The 16480-nt window shown below is 72.9% G+C and carries 17 protein-coding genes; 5 read left to right on the forward strand and 12 right to left on the reverse strand.

The genetic code is table 11. The annotated features are described in order from the left end of the window. Positions 1-208: 208 nt before the first annotated feature. The 5 genes from rimM to ACLBYE_RS14450 are packed head-to-tail and all read right to left on the reverse strand — an operon-like array spanning position 209 to position 3436. On the reverse strand, positions 209-916 hold the full coding sequence (rimM, locus tag ACLBYE_RS14430) for a ribosome maturation factor RimM (RefSeq protein ID WP_447694700.1): 708 nt from the start codon (positions 914-916) through the stop codon (positions 209-211). Positions 917-928: 12 nt separating this feature from the next. Then, on the reverse strand, positions 929-1291 hold the full coding sequence (gene rpsP, locus ACLBYE_RS14435) for a 30S ribosomal protein S16 (protein WP_020092607.1): 363 nt from the start codon (positions 1289-1291) through the stop codon (positions 929-931). Between the two features lie 7 nt (positions 1292-1298). Next, positions 1299-1631 (reverse strand): chorismate mutase, encoded by a 333-nt coding sequence (locus tag ACLBYE_RS14440; RefSeq protein ID WP_012320554.1) that lies wholly within the window; start codon positions 1629-1631, stop codon positions 1299-1301. Then, positions 1628-3199 carry a signal recognition particle protein gene (gene ffh, locus ACLBYE_RS14445; RefSeq protein WP_447694701.1) on the reverse strand — a complete coding sequence of 524 codons (1572 nt, stop codon included), beginning with the start codon at positions 3197-3199 and terminating at the stop codon, positions 1628-1630. Before ffh ends, ACLBYE_RS14440 begins: the two co-directional genes overlap by 4 nt. Before the next feature lie 18 nt (positions 3200-3217). Beyond that, the gene (locus ACLBYE_RS14450; protein WP_026604841.1) at positions 3218-3436 is read right to left on the reverse strand and encodes a glutathione S-transferase; all 219 of its coding nucleotides are present in this window, start codon (positions 3434-3436) and stop codon (positions 3218-3220) included. Positions 3437-3736: 300 nt separating this feature from the next. On the opposite strand from ACLBYE_RS14450, the gene ACLBYE_RS14455 reads away from it, so the two are divergent. Beyond that, the gene (locus tag ACLBYE_RS14455) at positions 3737-4366 is read left to right on the forward strand and encodes an ATPase (protein WP_447694702.1); all 630 of its coding nucleotides are present in this window, start codon (positions 3737-3739) and stop codon (positions 4364-4366) included. A gap of 436 nt (positions 4367-4802) precedes the next feature. Continuing rightward, entirely contained in the window at positions 4803-5840 is a 1038-nt protein-coding gene (locus tag ACLBYE_RS14460) for an aromatic ring-hydroxylating oxygenase subunit alpha (protein ID WP_447694721.1), read from the forward strand. Between the two features lie 7 nt (positions 5841-5847). On the opposite strand, the gene ACLBYE_RS14465 is transcribed toward ACLBYE_RS14460, so the two are convergent. Further along, a complete protein-coding gene (locus ACLBYE_RS14465; RefSeq protein ID WP_447694703.1) occupies positions 5848-6582 on the reverse strand; it encodes a class I SAM-dependent methyltransferase in 735 nt (244 codons plus the stop codon). Between the two features lie 75 nt (positions 6583-6657). Between ACLBYE_RS14465 and trmD the strand changes: the two genes are divergently transcribed. Beyond that, positions 6658-7422, forward strand: coding sequence for a tRNA (guanosine(37)-N1)-methyltransferase TrmD (trmD, locus tag ACLBYE_RS14470; RefSeq protein WP_447694704.1), 765 nt, complete (start codon positions 6658-6660; stop codon positions 7420-7422). Positions 7423-7774: 352 nt separating this feature from the next. Then, positions 7775-8944, forward strand: coding sequence for a phosphoserine transaminase (locus ACLBYE_RS14475; RefSeq protein WP_447694705.1), 1170 nt, complete (start codon positions 7775-7777; stop codon positions 8942-8944). A gap of 215 nt (positions 8945-9159) precedes the next feature. Here ACLBYE_RS14475 and ACLBYE_RS14480 read toward each other — a convergent pair whose 3' ends face one another. The 3 genes from ACLBYE_RS14480 to tesB form a co-directional block, all read right to left on the reverse strand. Further along, the gene (locus ACLBYE_RS14480; RefSeq protein ID WP_091679542.1) at positions 9160-10659 is read right to left on the reverse strand and encodes an ammonium transporter; all 1500 of its coding nucleotides are present in this window, start codon (positions 10657-10659) and stop codon (positions 9160-9162) included. Between the two features lie 81 nt (positions 10660-10740). Further along, the gene (locus ACLBYE_RS14485) at positions 10741-11079 is read right to left on the reverse strand and encodes a P-II family nitrogen regulator (RefSeq protein WP_010683623.1); all 339 of its coding nucleotides are present in this window, start codon (positions 11077-11079) and stop codon (positions 10741-10743) included. Between the two features lie 300 nt (positions 11080-11379). After that, the gene (gene tesB, locus ACLBYE_RS14490; RefSeq protein WP_091976800.1) at positions 11380-12279 is read right to left on the reverse strand and encodes an acyl-CoA thioesterase II; all 900 of its coding nucleotides are present in this window, start codon (positions 12277-12279) and stop codon (positions 11380-11382) included. A 100-nt stretch (positions 12280-12379) separates the two neighbouring features. Between tesB and ACLBYE_RS14495 the strand changes: the two genes are divergently transcribed. Continuing rightward, on the forward strand, positions 12380-13645 hold the full coding sequence (locus ACLBYE_RS14495; RefSeq protein WP_447694706.1) for an FAD-dependent monooxygenase: 1266 nt from the start codon (positions 12380-12382) through the stop codon (positions 13643-13645). 27 nt (positions 13646-13672) lie between these two features. Here ACLBYE_RS14495 and ACLBYE_RS14500 read toward each other — a convergent pair whose 3' ends face one another. The 3 genes from ACLBYE_RS14500 to ACLBYE_RS14510 all read right to left on the reverse strand — a co-directional run bounded on the left by ACLBYE_RS14500 (position 13673) and on the right by ACLBYE_RS14510 (position 16343). After that, complete coding sequence (locus ACLBYE_RS14500) at positions 13673-14626, reverse strand: phosphatase PAP2 family protein (RefSeq protein ID WP_447694707.1); 954 nt, start codon at positions 14624-14626, stop codon at positions 13673-13675. Positions 14627-14699: 73 nt separating this feature from the next. After that, a complete protein-coding gene (locus ACLBYE_RS14505; protein ID WP_447694708.1) occupies positions 14700-15746 on the reverse strand; it encodes an acyltransferase family protein in 1047 nt (348 codons plus the stop codon). A 93-nt stretch (positions 15747-15839) separates the two neighbouring features. Beyond that, positions 15840-16343: a cupin domain-containing protein gene (locus ACLBYE_RS14510; RefSeq protein WP_447694709.1), complete on the reverse strand. Its 504-nt coding sequence runs from the start codon at positions 16341-16343 to the stop codon at positions 15840-15842. Positions 16344-16480: the final 137 nt, after the last annotated feature.

Below are 16480 nucleotides of genomic sequence, written 5' to 3' on the forward strand. Positions count from 1 at the left end.
CCCCTCTCCCGTGCGGGAGAGGGACAGGGTGAGGGATGAGAACAGTCCGGAAGAGTCGCGACCTGTACGCGCATCGGCGGCCTGTTCAGTCCTGATCCTTCGCGTCCCTCACCCCAACCCTCTCCCGCACGGGAGAGGGGGCCTGGCGCGGCTGGCGAGACCGGGCTCGCCGTCCTTCCCGACCGTTGCAACATGGTCGGATACGGCTCTAGCCCGGATCGTCGGCCGGCTTCTCGCCCGGCGCCGCGAACAGGTCCTCCGGCGCGACGACGGTGACGCGGCGCTGCGCCACGTTGAGGACCGGCACGAAGGCCTTCGTGAAGGGCAGGAGCGCGGTGGCGCCGCCGTTCGGCGGGCGCAGCTCCAGGAGGTCGCCGCCGCCGTAATTCGGCACGGCCACGATCGTCCCGACCAGGGTCCCGGCCTCGTCCACCGCCGCGGCGCCGATCAGGTCGGCGGCGTAGACCTCGTCGTCGTCCTCGGGCACGGCCAGACGGTCGCGGGGAACGTACAGGGCGACGCGGTTGAGCGCCTCCGCGGCGCTGCGGCCCGAGACGCCCTTGACCCGGGCGATCAGCATGTCGGGCGACGGGCCGGGGGCGGGACGCACGTCGGCGAGCGTCAGCGTCCGGCCGTCGGCCGTCTGGAGCGTTCCGTAGCCGGCGATCGCCTGCGGATCGCCGGTGTAGGATTTGAGCCGGACCTCGCCGTTGAGGCCGTGCGCCCGCCCGAACTCGCCCAGCAGGACGAGGTTCGGATCGGGCGGCGCGGGAAGCGGCGCCGGCTTGGCGGCCGGCTTGGGGGCCGGCGCCTTGGGCGAGGTCGCCGCGTCGGGCGCGATCTTGCCGATCGCCGAGCTCGTGCGGCCTCGGCGGCCGCCGTCGCGGGAGGTGGGACCTGCGGGGCGGCGCGCCATGACCGGTGCGCCTTACGCGGCGGCGTCCTCGGCGGGAGCGGCGGCCTTCTCGGCACGCTTGGCGGCGCGCTCCTTGGCCTTCTCGCCCGGCTCGGCCTTCTGCGGGTTGTTGCGGGTCGGGCGCTTGGCGAGACCGGCCTGGTCGAGGAAGCGCAGGACGCGGTCGGTCGGCTGCGCACCCTTGGCGAGCCAGCTCTGGATCTTCTCGTTGTCGAGCACGATGCGGGCCGGATCGTCCTTGGCCTTCATCGGGTCGTAGGCGCCGACCTTGTCGATGAAGCGGCCGTCGCGCGGGGCGCGGGCGTCGGCGACGACGATGCGGTAGTAGGGGCGCTTCTTGGCGCCGCCGCGGGTGAGACGGATCTTGAGGGCCATGGTCTGACTACTTTCGCTGTTGCTCGATCTGGGACTCGTGGTCCGCCTTGATCGACTGGTGGTGCCGAATGACTTCCTTGACCACGAAGGCCAGAAACTTCTCGGCGAAGTCGGGGTCGAGCTTGGCCTCGACCGCGAGCTTGCGGAGCCGGGCGACCTGACGGGCCTCCCGGTCCGGATCGGAAGGGGGGATCCCCTTTCGGGCCTTGAGCTCGCCGACCCGCTGCGTGCAGCGGAAACGCTCGGCGAGGAGGTGGATCAGCGCCGCATCGAAATTGTCGATGCTGTCCCGCAGGCGCGCGAGTTCGGGATCGACGGCCTGGGCCGCGAGCACGCTCATTTCTTCTTCCCCGGCATGAACCCACCGAGACCCGGCAGCTTCGGACCGCCGAGGCCCGGAAGTCCGGGAAGCTTGGGCATCCCGCCCCCGCCCAGGCCCGGCGGCATCGGCGGCAGCTTGCCGCCGAACTGCTTCTCGAGCTGCGCGATCTGCTCCGGCGTCGGCTCCGGCATGCCGGGCGGGAGACCGGGCATTCCACCGCCCATGCCACCGCCCATCCCGCCGCCCAGGCCGAACATCGAGCCGAGCGCCTGCCCGATCCCGCGCTTGCCCTGGCCCATCGCCTTCATCATGTCGGCCATGGTCCGGTGCATCTTCAGGAGCTTGTTGATCTCCGAGACGTCGACCCCCGAGCCCGCCGCGATGCGCTTCTTGCGGCTGTTCTTGAGGAGGTCGGGGTTCTTCCGCTCCTGCGGGGTCATCGACGAGATGATCGCCCGCTGGCGCTTGAACATCTTCTCGTCGAGGTTGGCGCCCTCGACCTGCTTCTTGATCTGGCCCATCCCGGGCAGCATGCCCATCAGGCCGCCGATGCCGCCCATCTTCTCCATCTGGGCGAGCTGCATGGAGAGATCCTCCAGGTCGAACTTGCCCTTGCGCATCTTCTCCGCGGTGCGGAGCGCCTGCTCGTGGTCGATGGTCTCGGCGGCCTTCTCGACGAGCGAGACGATGTCGCCCATGCCGAGGATGCGGTTGGCCACGCGGGCCGGGTGGAACTCCTCCAGCGCGTCGACCTTCTCGCCGACGCCGACGAGCTTGATCGGCTTGCCGGTGACGGCGCGCATCGACAGCGCCGCGCCGCCGCGGGAATCGCCGTCCATGCGGGTCAGCACGATGCCGGTGACTCCGAGCCGCTGGTCGAAGGCGCGGGCGGTGTTGACCGCGTCCTGGCCGGTGAGCGCGTCGGCGACGAGCAGCACCTCGTGGGGCCTCGTCGCGGCCTTCACCTCGGCGGCCTCGGCCATCAGGCCCTCGTCGACCGTGGTGCGGCCGGCGGTGTCGAGCATCACGACGTCGAAGCCGCCGAGGCGGGCCGCGTCCATGGCGCGCTTGGCGATCTGCACCGCCGACTGGCCGGCGATGATCGGCAGGCTCTCCACGCCGACCTGCTTGGCCAGCACCGCGAGCTGCTCCATGGCGGCCGGGCGGCGGGTGTCGAGGGAGGCGAGCAGGACCTTGCGCTTCTCGCGGTCGGAGAGGCGCCGGGCGATCTTGGCGGTGGTCGTGGTCTTGCCCGAGCCCTGCAGGCCGACCATCAGGATCGGCACCGGGGCGGGGGCGTTGAGATCGACGGTCTCGGCGTCGGTGCCGAGCATGGCCACGAGCTCGTCGTTGACGATCTTCACGACCATCTGGCCGGGCGTCACCGACTTGAGCACGACGGCGCCGACGGCCTTCTCCTTCACCCGGTCGGTGAAGCCGCGGACCACCTCGAGGGCGACGTCGGCCTCCAGCAGGGCGCGGCGCACCTCGCGCATGGCGGCGGTGACGTCGGCCTCGGTCAGGGCACCGCGACGGGTGAGCCCCGAGAGGATGCCGGAGAGGCGGTCGGACAGGCCTTCGAACATGTTCCTGACGCCCCGCCGTTACTGCTCGAGCCCGGCGCGCTCGACGCGGCGTGCCTGGAGGGCGGCCTCGAAGCCGCGCACGGCCTTGGCGAACTTGTCCCGGCAGTCCGGGTTGCAGAAGCCCACCACGGCGCCGTTGTAGAGCGTCAGCGAGTCGGCCGAGATCGGCTTGCCCGACCACGGGCAGGTCTCGTTGATCGCGTCCTCGATCTTCAACGCTTCTTGATCTCGCGTCATGCGGGTGCCTCGGCCGGCGGATCCCGTCCTCGCATATCGGCCAACGCCCATCGCGCCCGAGGGCGCGGACGCGCTGTCGGGCGTTGACCTCCGGCCTCGCGGGACCGGTCGGCTTGGCATCGGTCGATCTGCTACGGATCGGGAGGCCGGGGCGTAGCGGCAGCCGGCCGGAAAGTCAATTTTTCGGCCCGGCCAGCGCCGCGGCGGTGCCGAAACGGGCCGCCGATCGGTGTTAACTTTTACCGATCGTTAAGCATGTTGGGATTGTCTTCGGGCCATATTCGATCAGGACGCCCGCCGATGTCGGAACCCGCCCGCTCTCACTCGCCGACCGAGTCCGGCAGCTTTCCCGCGACCGGTCCGCTCCGCGACTGGCTGACGGCGATGAAGGCCCAGGCGCCGGCCGAGGCCCGCGGCGACGGGCGGCCCGAGGAGACCCTGCCCGAGGCGCGGCGGCCGCGCGGCGGGGAGACGGCGTGGTCGCCCCGCGTCGTCCCGGCCCCCGAGGCGCCGCGGGCCGCGGCCGAGGATCCCGACATCGCCGAGCTGATGGCCGAGAACCTGATGCTCAAGGCCAGACTCCGCGTCGAGGCCGAGCGGCAGGACGAGCTGCAGGCGATCCTGGCCGACGAGATCCGCACGCTCCGCGAGCATATCCGCGACGAGATCGGCTCCCTGGAGGATCTCCGGGCCGAGCAGGAGGACGTCCGCGTCGAGCGCGAGGAGTTCCGCGGCGAGCGGGAGCGCTTCCGGGCCGAGCGCGAGGAACTGCGCGCCGAGCGCGACCGGGCGATCGCGGAGCGGGACGCCCTGCGGGCCGAGCGGCTGACCCTGGCCGGCGAGCGCGATGCCCTGCGCGAGGAGCGCGACCTGTGGCGCGCCCGGACCGAGGCGCTGGCCCAGCCGCTGTTCCAGTCCCAGCGGCGCTGAGCGGCACTGGGCGGCGCTGGGCGCCGCCGACCGCAAGTCCGGACCCTGAAACGCCGAAGGGCCACCCGAGAGGGTGGCCCTTCCATTGCCGAACCGTGTTGTCCGGCGGAACTGTCCCGAGATCGGGTCTCTGACGCGTCTTAGAGCGACGCGCCGGAGGCGACGGTCCAGGTCCGATGAGCCGAGACACACGGCTGATGACAATGAGACACTGGATCACCTCCTTTCGTTGGTTGCGGGTGAGGCGAAGGTAGGTGGCCGCGCCCGGCTTGTGAAGCCCCGCGCCTGCGCCCGTTTGTCCTCCCCGGCCCGGCGCTTCCCCGTCCCGGCGGCCGGGCGTATGACGGGCGCCCCGAGGTCTGCCCGAACCGCCTTGAACGCGCCCTTCGCCAACCCGCCGCGCCCCGCCGACGAGGCCGCGCTCGATCCCGACGCGATGCGCCAGCCGCTCGGCAACGCGTGGTACTGCGTCGGGCAGTCCCGGAGCCTCGGCAGGGCGGGCGGCCGGTCGGCCCTGCGGGCCGTGGCGCTGAACGGCGAGCAGATCGTGCTGGGCCGCGGCCCCGACGGCGCGCCCTTCGCGCTGCGCGACCGCTGCCCCCACCGCGGCATGGCCCTGTCGAAGGGCCGCTTCGACGGCGACACCCTGATGTGCCCGTTCCACGGCTGGCGCTTCGGCACCGACGGGCGCTGCCGCGACGTCCCGACCCTGTCGGAGCACGACGCCGCCGACTTCTCGCGCATCCAGGTGCAGCGCTTCCCCGTCCGGGAGAGCGCCGGCTTCCTCTGGGTCAACCCGCATCTCGGCCCCGCCGCCGGCGCGGTGCCGGAGGTGCCGGCGCTGGATTTCGAGCCGGCCGGCTCCCTCGTGGTCGAGCTGGAGGTCGAGGCCTCCTTCGACCTGACGACGCTGAGCCTCGTCGATCCCGGGCACGTCGCCTTCGTCCACGATTCGTGGTGGTTCCGGCCCTCGAAGCAGCTCCGCGAGAAGGTGAAGACCTTCCAGCCGGTGCCCCACGGCTTCGTGATGACGAGCCACGCGACCACGACGAGCTCGCCGGTCTACCGCCTGCTCGGCGGCGTCCCCGAGGTCGAGATCGAGTTCCGCCTGCCCGGCGTGCGCCTGGAGCGCATCCGCGCGGGGGCGAAGCGGGTGGCGAACTACACCTTCGCGACGCCGCTGACGCCGGACCGGACGCTGCTCACGAACGCGCTCTACTGGAGCATGCCGGCCCTGAACCTGCTCAGGCCGGTCGCGCGCCCGCTGATGCGGCAGTTCCTGACCCAGGACCAGCAGGTGCTCCAGCACGCGCAGGACGGGCTCGACCGCAAGCCCACCATGGTGCTGTTCGGCCAGGGCGACCTGCCCTCGCAATGGTATTTCCGGCTGAAGCGCGAGGCCCTGGAATCGGCCCGCGACGGGCGCCCGTTCGTCAACCCGCTAGAGCGCCGCGAGCTGCGCTGGCGCTCCTGAGGCGCCGCTACCGCGCCGTGGCGTCGTCGCGGCAGGGACGGATCGTCTCCGGCCGCGGGCGCGCCTCCGGGGCAGGGGCGGCGAACACCGCCAGGTAGGCCCCGTCCGCGAGCGGCCGGAAGCCGGTCTCCCGGTAGCCCGCGGCGGCGAGCTCGCAGCGCAGGAGCGCCGGCGGCGTGCCGTGCCGCGACGGGATCGCGTCGGCATCGACGATCCCGACCCGGCCGCCCGGGCGCATCGCGGCGGCGAGGTTGTGGAGCAGGCCGAAGGGCTGGGTGATCTCGTGGTACATGTGGACAAGGATCGCCGCGTCCACCGAGGCCGGGGGCAGGCGCGGGTCGTGCGGCTCGCCGCGCACGACCGTGACGTTCCCGAGCGCCTTCACCCGCTTCTCCAAGGCCGCCAGGTAGGACGGAGTCACGTCCTCGGCGAGCACGCGGCCCCGCGGCCCGACCCGGGGGCTCAGCCGCACCGCGTAGTAGCCGCTGCCGGCGCCGATATCCGCCACCGTCTCGCCGGGGGCGATGCCCATCCCCTCGGCCACCTGCTCGAACTCGCCCGCCCTGTCGCGCTCGGCCTCCGAGGACCAGCGCGGCGCGACGATCTCGGCCACGGGCCGGTCGGGCCTGGGGAAGGCGGCGGCGGGCGCGCCCGGGGGCGCCAGCGGCTCGGCGGCGCGGGCCGGGCCGGCCAGGGCAGCGGTGGCGGCAGCGGCCGCGAGGAGGGCGAGGGCGCGGTTCATGGCCGACAACCCGCGGGGGGCGCCCGCGGTGCCGGGCCCGTTGACCGTGCCGCACCCCGCGCGCCATCAAGCGCCATGACGCGCGCGGACACGCCCTGGCGGGCCACGATCCTCACCCTCTACCCGGAGATGTTCCCGGGCCCGCTGGGCGTGTCCCTGTCGGGCGACGCCCTGGCGCGGGGCGACTGGACCCTGGAGGCCCGCAACATCCGCGCGCACGGCCTCGGCCGCCACCGCTCGGTGGACGACACGCCGGCCGGCGGCGGGGCCGGGATGGTCCTGCGCTGCGACGTGCTCGGCGCCGCCATCGACGCCGCGACTTACAACGCCGCGACCGGGGCCGACGACCCGCGCCCGCGCCTGCTGATGTCGCCCCGCGGCCGGCCGCTCACCCAGGCCCGCGTTCGCGACCTCGCGGCGGGACCGGGCGCGCTGATCGTCTGCGGCCGCTTCGAGGGCGTCGACGAGCGCGTCATCGCCGGGCGCGGCCTGGAGGAGGTCTCGATCGGCGACTACGTGCTGTCGGGCGGCGAGATCGCCGCCCTGGTGGTGCTGGACGCCTGCGTGCGCCTCCTGCCCGGCGTCATGGGCAAGGTGGAATCCGGCGTCGAGGAGAGCTTCGAGGGCGGGCTCCTCGAGTACCCGCACTACACGCGCCCCCGCGACTGGGAGGGCCGCGCGATCCCGGACGTCCTCTCCGGCGGCAACCACGCCGCCATCGCCCGCTGGCGGCGGGCGGAGGCCGAGCGGATCACCGCCGAGCGGCGCCCGGACCTGCGCCCCGGGGACGGCCCCGGTCAGGCCGGCTCGAGGTCGATCACCGGGCCGTCCCGGTCGTAATCCGGCGGGTCGAGCCGCAGCGGCTGCGGCACCAGCCGCGGTGTCCGGCTCGCCTGCAGGAGGCGGGGGATTAAGGCCCCAATAACCAAGAGTAGAACGGACCAGACCGCCAATATCGCGGCGCTGTGGAAAGTCATCGGCGCACCTCAAACGCTACGCGGCACCTCATTAAGGCTAACGGGCCCGGATTAATCGACTGTTCCCCGCAGCGCGGGGCCCTGTCCCGGCTGGGGGCAGCGCCGCGAAGACTGCCGCTGGGACGGGCGCTTGCAAGCCGGCCGGTTTCGGCGCATGCGCGAGCCGGGACGCGCCTTCCCGCGGGAGTGCGGCCCTCTGCAAGGATGGATCCGCCATGACCAGCCGCCCCACGCAGCGCCCGCGCGTGCCCCACTTCTCCTCCGGCCCCTGCGCAAAGCGCCCCGGCTGGACCCCGGCCGCGCTGGCCGACGCCGCCCTCGGCCGGTCGCACCGCTCACCCCTCGGCAAGGCCAAGCTCGGCCGGGCGATCGACCTGACCCGCACGGTCCTGCAGGTGCCCGCCGACTACCGGATCGGCATCGTGCCGGCCTCCGACACCGGCGCCGTCGAGATGGCGATGTGGACGATGCTCGGGCCGAAGCCCGTCGAGGTCGCCGCCTGGGAGGCGTTCGGCAAGGAGTGGGTCACGGACGCGCTGAAGCAGCTCAAGATCGCGCCGCGCATCCACCAGACGCCCTACGGGATCCTGCCGGACCTCGCGGCGATCGACACGAAGAACAGCGACGTGGTCTTCACGTGGAACGGCACCGCGGCCGGCGTGAAGGTGCCGGACGGCGACTGGATCGCGGCCGACCGCGAGGGGCTGACGATCTGCGACGCGACCTCGGCGGCCTTCGCCCAACCCCTGCCCTGGGACAAGCTCGATGTCGTGACCTTCTCGTGGCAGAAGGTGATGGGCGGCGAGGCGGCGCACGGCATGCTGATCCTCTCGCCCCGCGCCGTGGCGCGGCTGGAGAGCCACACGCCGTCCTGGCCCCTGCCGAAGATCTTCCGCCTCACCAAGGACGGGAAGCTGATCGAGGGCATCTTCAAGGGCGACACGATCAACACGCCCTCGATGCTGGCCGTCGAGGACTACCTCGACACCCTGGACTGGGCCGAGCGGATCGGCGGCCTGAAGGCGCTGCACGCGCGGGCCGACGCCAACGCGAAGGTCGTCTACGACTGGGTCGCGCGCACGCCCTGGATCGCGCCGCTGGCCGCCGATCCCGCGACCTACTCGAACACGGGCGTCTGCCTCGTGATCGCCGATCCGGACGTGCTCGCCCGCGGCGACGCGGCGGTCTCGGCCTTCGCGGCGGGGATCGTCGAGCGCCTGGACCGCGAGGGCGTCGCCCTCGACATCGGCGCCTACCGCGACGCGCCGGCGGGCCTGCGGATCTGGTGCGGTGCCACCGTGGAGACCTCGGATCTGGAAGCGCTGACGCCCTGGCTCGACTGGGCCTTCGCGGAGGAGAAGGCGGCGCTGACGCGGGCGGCGTGAGCGCCTCGGGGTCGATGCCCGATCGCCGCCCCGCATCGTCTTTGCGAGCGGAGCGAAGCGATTTAGGGCAGCGCACCACGTCCAGCCGCAGCGTTGCCCTGGGTCGCTTCGCTGCGCTCGCGATGACGGCCTGACGCAAAAGAAAACCCCGGCCCTCACGGAGCCGGGGTTTTCTCGTTCGGGAGACGCGGCCCCGCGGGGCCGCGCCGTCCATCTCAGTAGTTGTAGGCGCGCTCGCCGTGATCGGCGATGTCGAGGCCTTCGCGCTCCTCCTCCTGCGTGACACGCAGGCCGATCGTCACGTCGACGAGCTTGTAGAGGATCGCCGAGCCGATGCCCGACCACAGCAGGGTCAGGCCGACCGCCTCCGCCTGGACGATGAGCTGGCTCATCATGTCGTAGGCACCGACCGCCAGCTCGCCCGGCTTCGAGGTGTAGTCGGGGATGCCGACGCCGCCGAGGTTCGGGTCGACCAGGATGCCGGTCGCCAGCGCGCCCAGGATGCCGCCGATGCAGTGGACGCCGAAGACGTCCAGCGAGTCGTCGTAGCCCAGCGCGTTCTTCACGGTGGAGCACATCACGAAGCAGACCACGCCGGCGACGAGGCCGAGCACGATCGAGCCCATCGGGCCGGCGAAGCCGGAGGCCGGGGTGACCGCGACGAGGCCGGCGACCGCGCCCGACAGCATGCCGAGCAGGGACGGCTTGCCCTTGAGGGCCCACTCGGCGAACAGCCACGCCACCGCGGCGCCGCAGGTCGCCACGAAGGTGTTGAGCATCGCGAGGGCGGCGGTGCCGTTGGACTCGAGGTTCGAGCCGGCGTTGAAGCCGAACCAGCCGACCCACAGCAGCGAGGCGCCGATCATCGTCATGGTCAGAGAGTGCGGGGCGAGCAGGTCGCGGCCGTAGCCGATGCGCTTGCCCATGATCAGGCAGCCGACGAAACCGGCGATGCCCGCGTTGATGTGCACGACCGTGCCGCCCGCGAAGTCGAGGGCGCCCTTCTGGAAGAGGAAGCCGGCATCCTTGTTGACCGCGTCGAGGGCCGCCTGGGCGGTCGCCTTCGAGGCGTCGTCGGTGGCGGCGGCCAGCGCCTTCGCGGCGTTGCCGACGGCGTCCGGGCCGGCCCAGTACCAGACCATGTGGGCCATCGGGAAGTAGATGATCGTGACCCAGAGGATCGTGAACACCACCAGCGCGGAGAACTTCATCCGCTCGGCGAAGGCGCCGACGATCAGCGCGGGCGTGATCATGGCGAACGTCATCTGGAAGCACAGATAGGCGTATTCCGGGATCACGACGCCGTTCGAGAAGGTCGCGACCGTCGAGTTCGCGTCGACGCCCTTCAGGAAGGCCTTCGAGAGGCCGCCGACGAAGTCGTTGAGGCCGCCGCCGCTGGTGAAGGCGAGGCTGTAGCCGTAGAACACCCAGAGCAGGCCGACGATCGACACGATCGCGAACACCTGGGTCAGCACCGACAGCATGTTCTTGGTGCGCACGAGGCCGCCGTAGAACAGCGCGAGGCCCGGGATGCTCATCATCAGCACCAGGGCCGACGAGATCAGCATCCAGGCCGTGTCGCCCTTGTTGGGGATCGGCGAGGGCGGCGGCGAGGCGGCTTCCGGTGTCGGGGTCTGCGCGAGGGACGGCTCGATCAGGAGGGCGGCGATCGCCGCCCCTCCCAAGCCGAGCATGAGGGCATGACGAAGTTTCATGGGCACGTGGCTCCCGGTCTCAAGTCCGTAGTGTTTCAGGAGGTCTGGGGATCGGCGGGCCCGGGCGCACCGGGCCGCGGATCAGAGGGCGTCGGCGTCGGTCTCGCCGGTCCGGATGCGCACCGCCTTCTCCAGCGGCATCACGAAGATCTTGCCGTCGCCGATCTGGCCGGTCCGCGCGGCCCCCGCGATGGCGTCGATCACGCTGGACGTCAGGTCCGAGGCGACGGCGACCTCGATCTTCAGCTTCGGCAGGAAGCTGACGGCGTATTCCGCGCCGCGGTAGATCTCGGTGTGGCCCTTCTGGCGGCCATAACCCTTCACCTCCGTCACCGTCAGGCCGTGCACGCCGATTCCGGTGAGCGCGTCGCGCACCTCCTCGAGCTTGAACGGCTTGATGATGGCCATCACGATTTTCATGGGCGACGCCCCCTTCGAAGTCCTCGGGAACCGTTGCCGTCACCCGACCTGCGGGACGAGCCGACCCGGACCGTCCGCAGGCTCGGGATGACCCGCGGTCGAAGGCCGCTATTCAAGGACTATGCCAGACAAGCTTGGCCGGGAACATTTTCGCCGGTCGCGATTTTGCCCATCGATTAGCCCGACGCGGCCAGATCGCGGGCAGGTCGCGCCGCGACGCCGCACAAAGACGAGGCAATCTGCCCAATTCCGTGCATCCCGCCCCGTTGCGCGCCGGCAACACACGCGCGGCAACGCGTTTTAATCCCGCGTCGGGCGGATCAGACCCTCCTGGGCCACCGACGCCACGAGGTTGCCGGCCCGGTCGAAGATCTGGCCCCGGGCGAAGCCGCGGGCGCCGCCTGCGACCGGGCTGTCCTGGGCGTAGAGCAGCCAGTCGTCGATCTTCACGGGCCGGTGGAACCAGAGCGCGTGGTCGAGGCTCGCGGCCTGGATCGTCGGATCGAACACCGAGCGCGCGTGCGGGATCAGCGAGACGTCGAGCAGGGTCATGTCGGACGCGTAGGCCAGCACGGCCCGGTGCAGCGCCGGGTCGTCCGGCAGCGCCGAGGCCGCGCGCAGCCAGACATTGAAGATCGGGTCCGGCGCCCGGCCGCCCGCCCCGGCGGGCAGGTAGCGGTTCAGGTCGACCGGCCGCAGCGCGATCGGCCGCTCGCGGCCGAAATAGGCGGCGATCGCCTCCGGCATCCCGGTGCCGCCGGCGGCCGCCAGGGCCTTGCCGTCGAGGAGCCCCTCGGGGCCGGCCACCGCCGGCATCGCCGGCTGGTGCGTGAGCCCCTCCTCGACGACCTGGTAGGAGACCGTCGTGGCGAAGATCGCGCGCCCGTGCTGGATCGCCTTGACCCGGCGGGTCGTGAAGCTCCGCCCGTCCCGGATCCGCTCGACCTCGTAGACGATGGGCGTGCGCGGGTCGCCGGGCAGCATGAAGTAGGCGTGCAGCGAGTGGGCGGGGCGGTCGTCCGGCACGGTCCGGGTCGCGGCGACCAGCGCCTGCGCCACCACCTGCCCGCCGAAGACGCGCCGCCAGCCCGTCTTAGGGTTCTGGCCGCGGAACAGGTCGACCTCCAGGCGCTCCAGGTCGAGGATGGCGATCAGCTCGGCGACGGCGTCCGTCATCGCGTCGGTGTTGGCGTCGGTCATGACCCGCGGGGTTTCCGTTCGTTGCCCGCGTGCGACATAGGCTTTTCGGACGAACCAATCCACGCGTCCCGCGCGCGGGACCCCTAGGAGATCCGCCCCGATGACGGCCGAGACGCCTCGCCCCGGCAGCCGCAGCCTCCTGATCGCCGGCGGCGGCCTGCCCAGCCTCGCCCTGGCCCTTGCCCTGAAGCAGGCCCACGGGCCGGCGCTGGCCGTGACGGTGATCGATCCGGGCGCCGCCGACCCCGCCCGGCATCGCGGCCGCGCCTACGCCCTCGCGGCGGGCGGGCGGCGGATGCTGGAGCGCCTCGGCCTGTGGGCCCGGGTCGCCGACGCGGCCGAGCCGATCGGCGAGATGGTGATCAGCGACAGCCGCCTCGCCGACCCGGTGCGGCCGGTCTTCCTGACTTTCGGCCGCGAGGCGGACGCGGAGCGCGACGACGGCGAGCCCTTCGCCCACATGATCGAGGCCGAGCCGCTGGCCGCGGCCCTCGCGGAGGCCTGCCGGGCGGCGGGGGTCGCGATCGTCGCCGCCGGGGTCGTGCGCGCGGTGCCGGAGGGGGCCGCGATCCGCGCGGCGCTCACCACCGGCGAGACCCTGCCGGGCGACCTGCTGGTGGCCGCCGACGGGGCGCGCTCGCGGCTGCGCGAGGCGGCGCGGATCGGCTGGGTCGGCTGGTCCTACCCGCAGGTCGGGATCGTGGCGACGATCGGCCATGCCCGGCCGCACGAAGGCCGCGCCTTCGAGCACTTCCTGCCCGCGGGCCCGTTCGCGATCCTGCCGCTGCGGGACGGCGGCCCCCTGGGGCACCGCTCCTCCATCGTCTGGACCGAGCGGTCGGACGACGCCGAGGCCCTGCTCTCCGGCGGCCCCGACGAGGTGCTCGCCGAGATCGAGCGCCGGTTCACCCTGGATCTCGGCGCGCTCGCGCTGGAGCACGGCCCCAGCCGTCACCCCCTCGCCTTCGGCATCGCCCGCGCCTTCCGCGCCGAGCGCCTGGCCCTGCTGGGCGACGCCGCCCACGTGATCCACCCGATCGCCGGCCAGGGCCTCAACCTCGGGCTCGCGGACGCCGCGGCGCTGGCCGAATCCGTGACCGGCGCGCTGCGCCTCGGCCTCGACCCCGGCAGCCCCGACGTGCTGCGCGCCTACGAGCGCGCCCGGCGCTTCGACAGCTTCGCCATGGCGGCGGCGACCGACGGGCTCAACCGGCTGTTCTCGAACGACGCCCTGCCGCTGCGGCTCGCCCGCGACCTCGGCCTCGGGATCGTGGACCGGCTGCCGGGTCTCAAGCGCTTCTTCATCGGCGAGGCCGCGGCCGCGCGCGACTCCCGGCCCCGGCTGATGCGGGGCGAGGCGCTCTGAGACGTACCCGGCCACTGGCCGCGCGCGTCAGGCCCGCCCGGGCGCGGGTCCGCCCTCGGGCGCTCCGGGGCGGAGCGCGTCCGCGGCCCGCCGCGGCCCGAGCGCCCGCGCGGCGCAGATCGCCAGGACGGCGATGACCAGCCCGGCGATCACGTCGACGAAGTAGTGGCCGCCGTCGATCGGCGTGGCGGCGATGAGGAGGACGTTGACGAGGAGGGCCGGGATCCGGGCCGCGCGCAGGTGCCAGAAGGCCCAGATGTAGAGGGCCCCCAGCGCCGCGTGGAAGCTCGGGAACGTGATGATGCCCTCGACGTGGTCGAGGGAGATCGTCCGGAGCGTGCCGTCGCGCAGGCCGGTCAGGTCCGCGACGTGGACGTAGGACGCGGCCGGGTGCAGGTTGGGGAAGTCCGCCGGGGACAGGCCCAGGAACACGAAGTTGGCCAGGGCCGGCGTCAGCGCGGAGATCAGGACCGTCACCGTGCCGGCGAGGGCGAAGGCCAGGACGAAGTCCCGCAGCGCCCGCAGCCGGCCGCTGAAGCCCAGCAGGATGACCGCCAGCATGGTCTGCAGGATCAGGCTCCGGTAGGCCAGCGAGAGCGCCAGCCCGAGCCGCGGATGGCCGTCCACGAAGGCCAGGTAGGCGCGCCAGTCCAGTCCGAGCCGCCGGTCCCAGGCGTCGAAGGTCGAATCCCAGAGCGGGCCGCCGGTGCTCGCGACCGTGTACGACAGCGCGGCCGCGCAGGCGCTGAAGGCGATGACCTGCGCCAGCGCGCTGAGCGTCGCGGCGATGCGCGGCTCGGGGCGTCGCGTGCGGTAGATCTGCGCCAGGGCCTCGAGCCCGCCGCCGGCCGCGAAGGTGACGAGGGCGCTGTCCCAGGCGAAGTGCAGCCCGGCGACCGCCATCCAGACGATCGTGGCGACCAGCGTGGCGGCGATCAGGGGCCACGCGCCGACGCCGCCGCGCGGGCGCTCAGCGAACATCGGGCCCCTGGCGTGTGGCGCTGTCATCGAAGGTCTTGCGGCCGGAATGCCGGGGGATGGTCCCGCACAAGTCTTAAGGATCCGCCCCGGACAAGCCCGGCCGCGCGCGACGCCGGCGGCCGGCGAGCCCGTCGACCAAACCGTCCACAACGCCGTCGACCGCGCCGTCGGCGGCCGCGCGGACGGCCCGGATCGGCCGGCGCAGCGCGCGGGCCGCGATCAGGTGCAGGGGCAGGCCGATCGCGGCGAGTAGCACCAGGCCGTCCCACCGGTCCCAGGCGGGCCAGTGCGGCGCCAGGAGGAGGAAGACGCCGCTGACGATGTAGAGCTCGAAGCTCGCCCGCCCCAGCAGGCCGGCCGCGGCGCGCGGCGGGCCGCGCAGCCGGCCGGCGACCGCCAGCGCGAACGCCGAGCCCGCCACCGCCGTCACGGCGAACAGCGCCGGGTCGCCGTACTGCCCGGTCGCGACGTGGACGAAGTTCCGCGGCGCGCAGAGCAGGAGCACCGCGAGGCCGCAGGCGCCGAGCAGCGCCGACACGTCGAACGCCCGTCGCCCGAGCCTCAGGCCCGCGACGTAGAACGGCAGGGCGCCCACGAGGGCGTGGACCTGCCAGTACGGGAACGCCCGCGCGCTGCAGGTCCACGACAGGGCCAGGGCGCCGCCCAGGACGATCCAGTAGCCGCCCGGGAAGGTCGCCGCGCGCGCCGCGGCGTCGACCACCCGCACGAGCCCCAGGGCGACCAGGAACCAGAGCACGCCGAGGCTAAGGTCATAGCCGCGAAGCAAGTCGAGCACCGCGCCCCCCGGCGCAAGGCTGCCGTCGAGGATTGGCGGGATCAGCGCGAGGGTGCTGAACGCCAGCGCCACCACCACGAGCTTCAGCGCTGAGAGGCAGGCGGCGGCGATATCCATCTCTTCCTTGATCCGGTCCACCATCCCGCAGAGCAGGAAGAAGAACGGCATGTGGAAGGCGTAGATGACCCGCCAGGCCGCGAGGGCCGGCCCCGGCTCGGGCCCCGACGGGCCGTAGAAGACGGGCTGCAGCAGGTGGCCGGAGAGGACCAGCAGCACGGCGAGACCGCGCGCGGCGTCGAGCTGCAGGTCGCGGGATGGGGGCATCGGGTCGGTTCGCGCCGTCGGAGCGCCGATGATGCCGCGCCGAGCCTTAGCAAGCCGTGTCACCGGAGCGCGGGATTCAACCTAGACTGCGCCTCAGCCGGCGACGAGCGCCCGCGCCCGGCGCAGCCAGCGCAGGGACGCCTCGACCAGGGTCGGGCTGCGGTGCTTGAGGATCGCCGATTTCAGGAGCGTCCTCGGCACCTCCCAGAGCTGGACGGACCCGACCGGGAAATGCGCCACGTCGCCCGGCGTCAGGTGGTGGCGGCGGCCGTCGGCGTCGGTGACGAAGACCTCGCCGTCGAGGATGGTGATGATCTCGTCGGCGTGGTGGGTCCAGCGGAACGTGCTGGCCGTGGTGCGCCACAGGTAGACCTGCGCGCTGCCGTCATGGGTCCGCGAGACCTCCGCGACCTCGGTGACGGGGTCGCCGGAGACGACCCAGTCCGCCGGGATCGGCGCCGGGGCGAAGGCGGCGCCGCCGGACCGGACCGCCGTGCTGGCGACGGGACGGCCCCGCTCGTGCAGCCGGATCTCCGCCGCGAGGCCGACCAGGGCGAGGCCGACGAGGAGGGCGGCGGCGGCGAGCAGCTTCTTCACGTTGGGCTCCCCACCCCGGCGCGGACGGTTCCGCCCGCGCATCCCCCGCGATGGGTAGAGACCCGGACTGCCCTGTGCCAGCCCGCCGCGCCGAACTTCGCGCGTTTAGCTTAACCCAGGCGCACGGGATCCGGGGC

The sequence above is a fragment of the Methylobacterium sp. A52T genome, assembly GCF_053346095.1.

Coding starts and splice junctions, on each gene's coding strand:
- rimM (WP_447694700.1), bottom strand. CDS start 916: ATGGCGCGCCGCCCCGCAGGTCCCACCTCCCGCGACGGCGGCCGCCGA.
- rpsP (WP_020092607.1), bottom strand. CDS start 1,291: ATGGCCCTCAAGATCCGTCTCACCCGCGGCGGCGCCAAGAAGCGCCCC.
- ACLBYE_RS14440 (WP_012320554.1), bottom strand. CDS start 1,631: ATGAGCGTGCTCGCGGCCCAGGCCGTCGATCCCGAACTCGCGCGCCTG.
- ffh (WP_447694701.1), bottom strand. CDS start 3,199: ATGTTCGAAGGCCTGTCCGACCGCCTCTCCGGCATCCTCTCGGGGCTC.
- ACLBYE_RS14450 (WP_026604841.1), bottom strand. CDS start 3,436: ATGACGCGAGATCAAGAAGCGTTGAAGATCGAGGACGCGATCAACGAG.
- ACLBYE_RS14455 (WP_447694702.1), top strand. CDS start 3,737: ATGTCGGAACCCGCCCGCTCTCACTCGCCGACCGAGTCCGGCAGCTTT.
- ACLBYE_RS14460 (WP_447694721.1), top strand. CDS start 4,803: ATGCGCCAGCCGCTCGGCAACGCGTGGTACTGCGTCGGGCAGTCCCGG.
- ACLBYE_RS14465 (WP_447694703.1), bottom strand. CDS start 6,582: ATGAACCGCGCCCTCGCCCTCCTCGCGGCCGCTGCCGCCACCGCTGCC.
- trmD (WP_447694704.1), top strand. CDS start 6,658: ATGACGCGCGCGGACACGCCCTGGCGGGCCACGATCCTCACCCTCTAC.
- ACLBYE_RS14475 (WP_447694705.1), top strand. CDS start 7,775: ATGACCAGCCGCCCCACGCAGCGCCCGCGCGTGCCCCACTTCTCCTCC.
- ACLBYE_RS14480 (WP_091679542.1), bottom strand. CDS start 10,659: ATGAAACTTCGTCATGCCCTCATGCTCGGCTTGGGAGGGGCGGCGATC.
- ACLBYE_RS14485 (WP_010683623.1), bottom strand. CDS start 11,079: ATGAAAATCGTGATGGCCATCATCAAGCCGTTCAAGCTCGAGGAGGTG.
- tesB (WP_091976800.1), bottom strand. CDS start 12,279: ATGACCGACGCCAACACCGACGCGATGACGGACGCCGTCGCCGAGCTG.
- ACLBYE_RS14495 (WP_447694706.1), top strand. CDS start 12,380: ATGACGGCCGAGACGCCTCGCCCCGGCAGCCGCAGCCTCCTGATCGCC.
- ACLBYE_RS14500 (WP_447694707.1), bottom strand. CDS start 14,626: ATGTTCGCTGAGCGCCCGCGCGGCGGCGTCGGCGCGTGGCCCCTGATC.
- ACLBYE_RS14505 (WP_447694708.1), bottom strand. CDS start 15,746: ATGCCCCCATCCCGCGACCTGCAGCTCGACGCCGCGCGCGGTCTCGCC.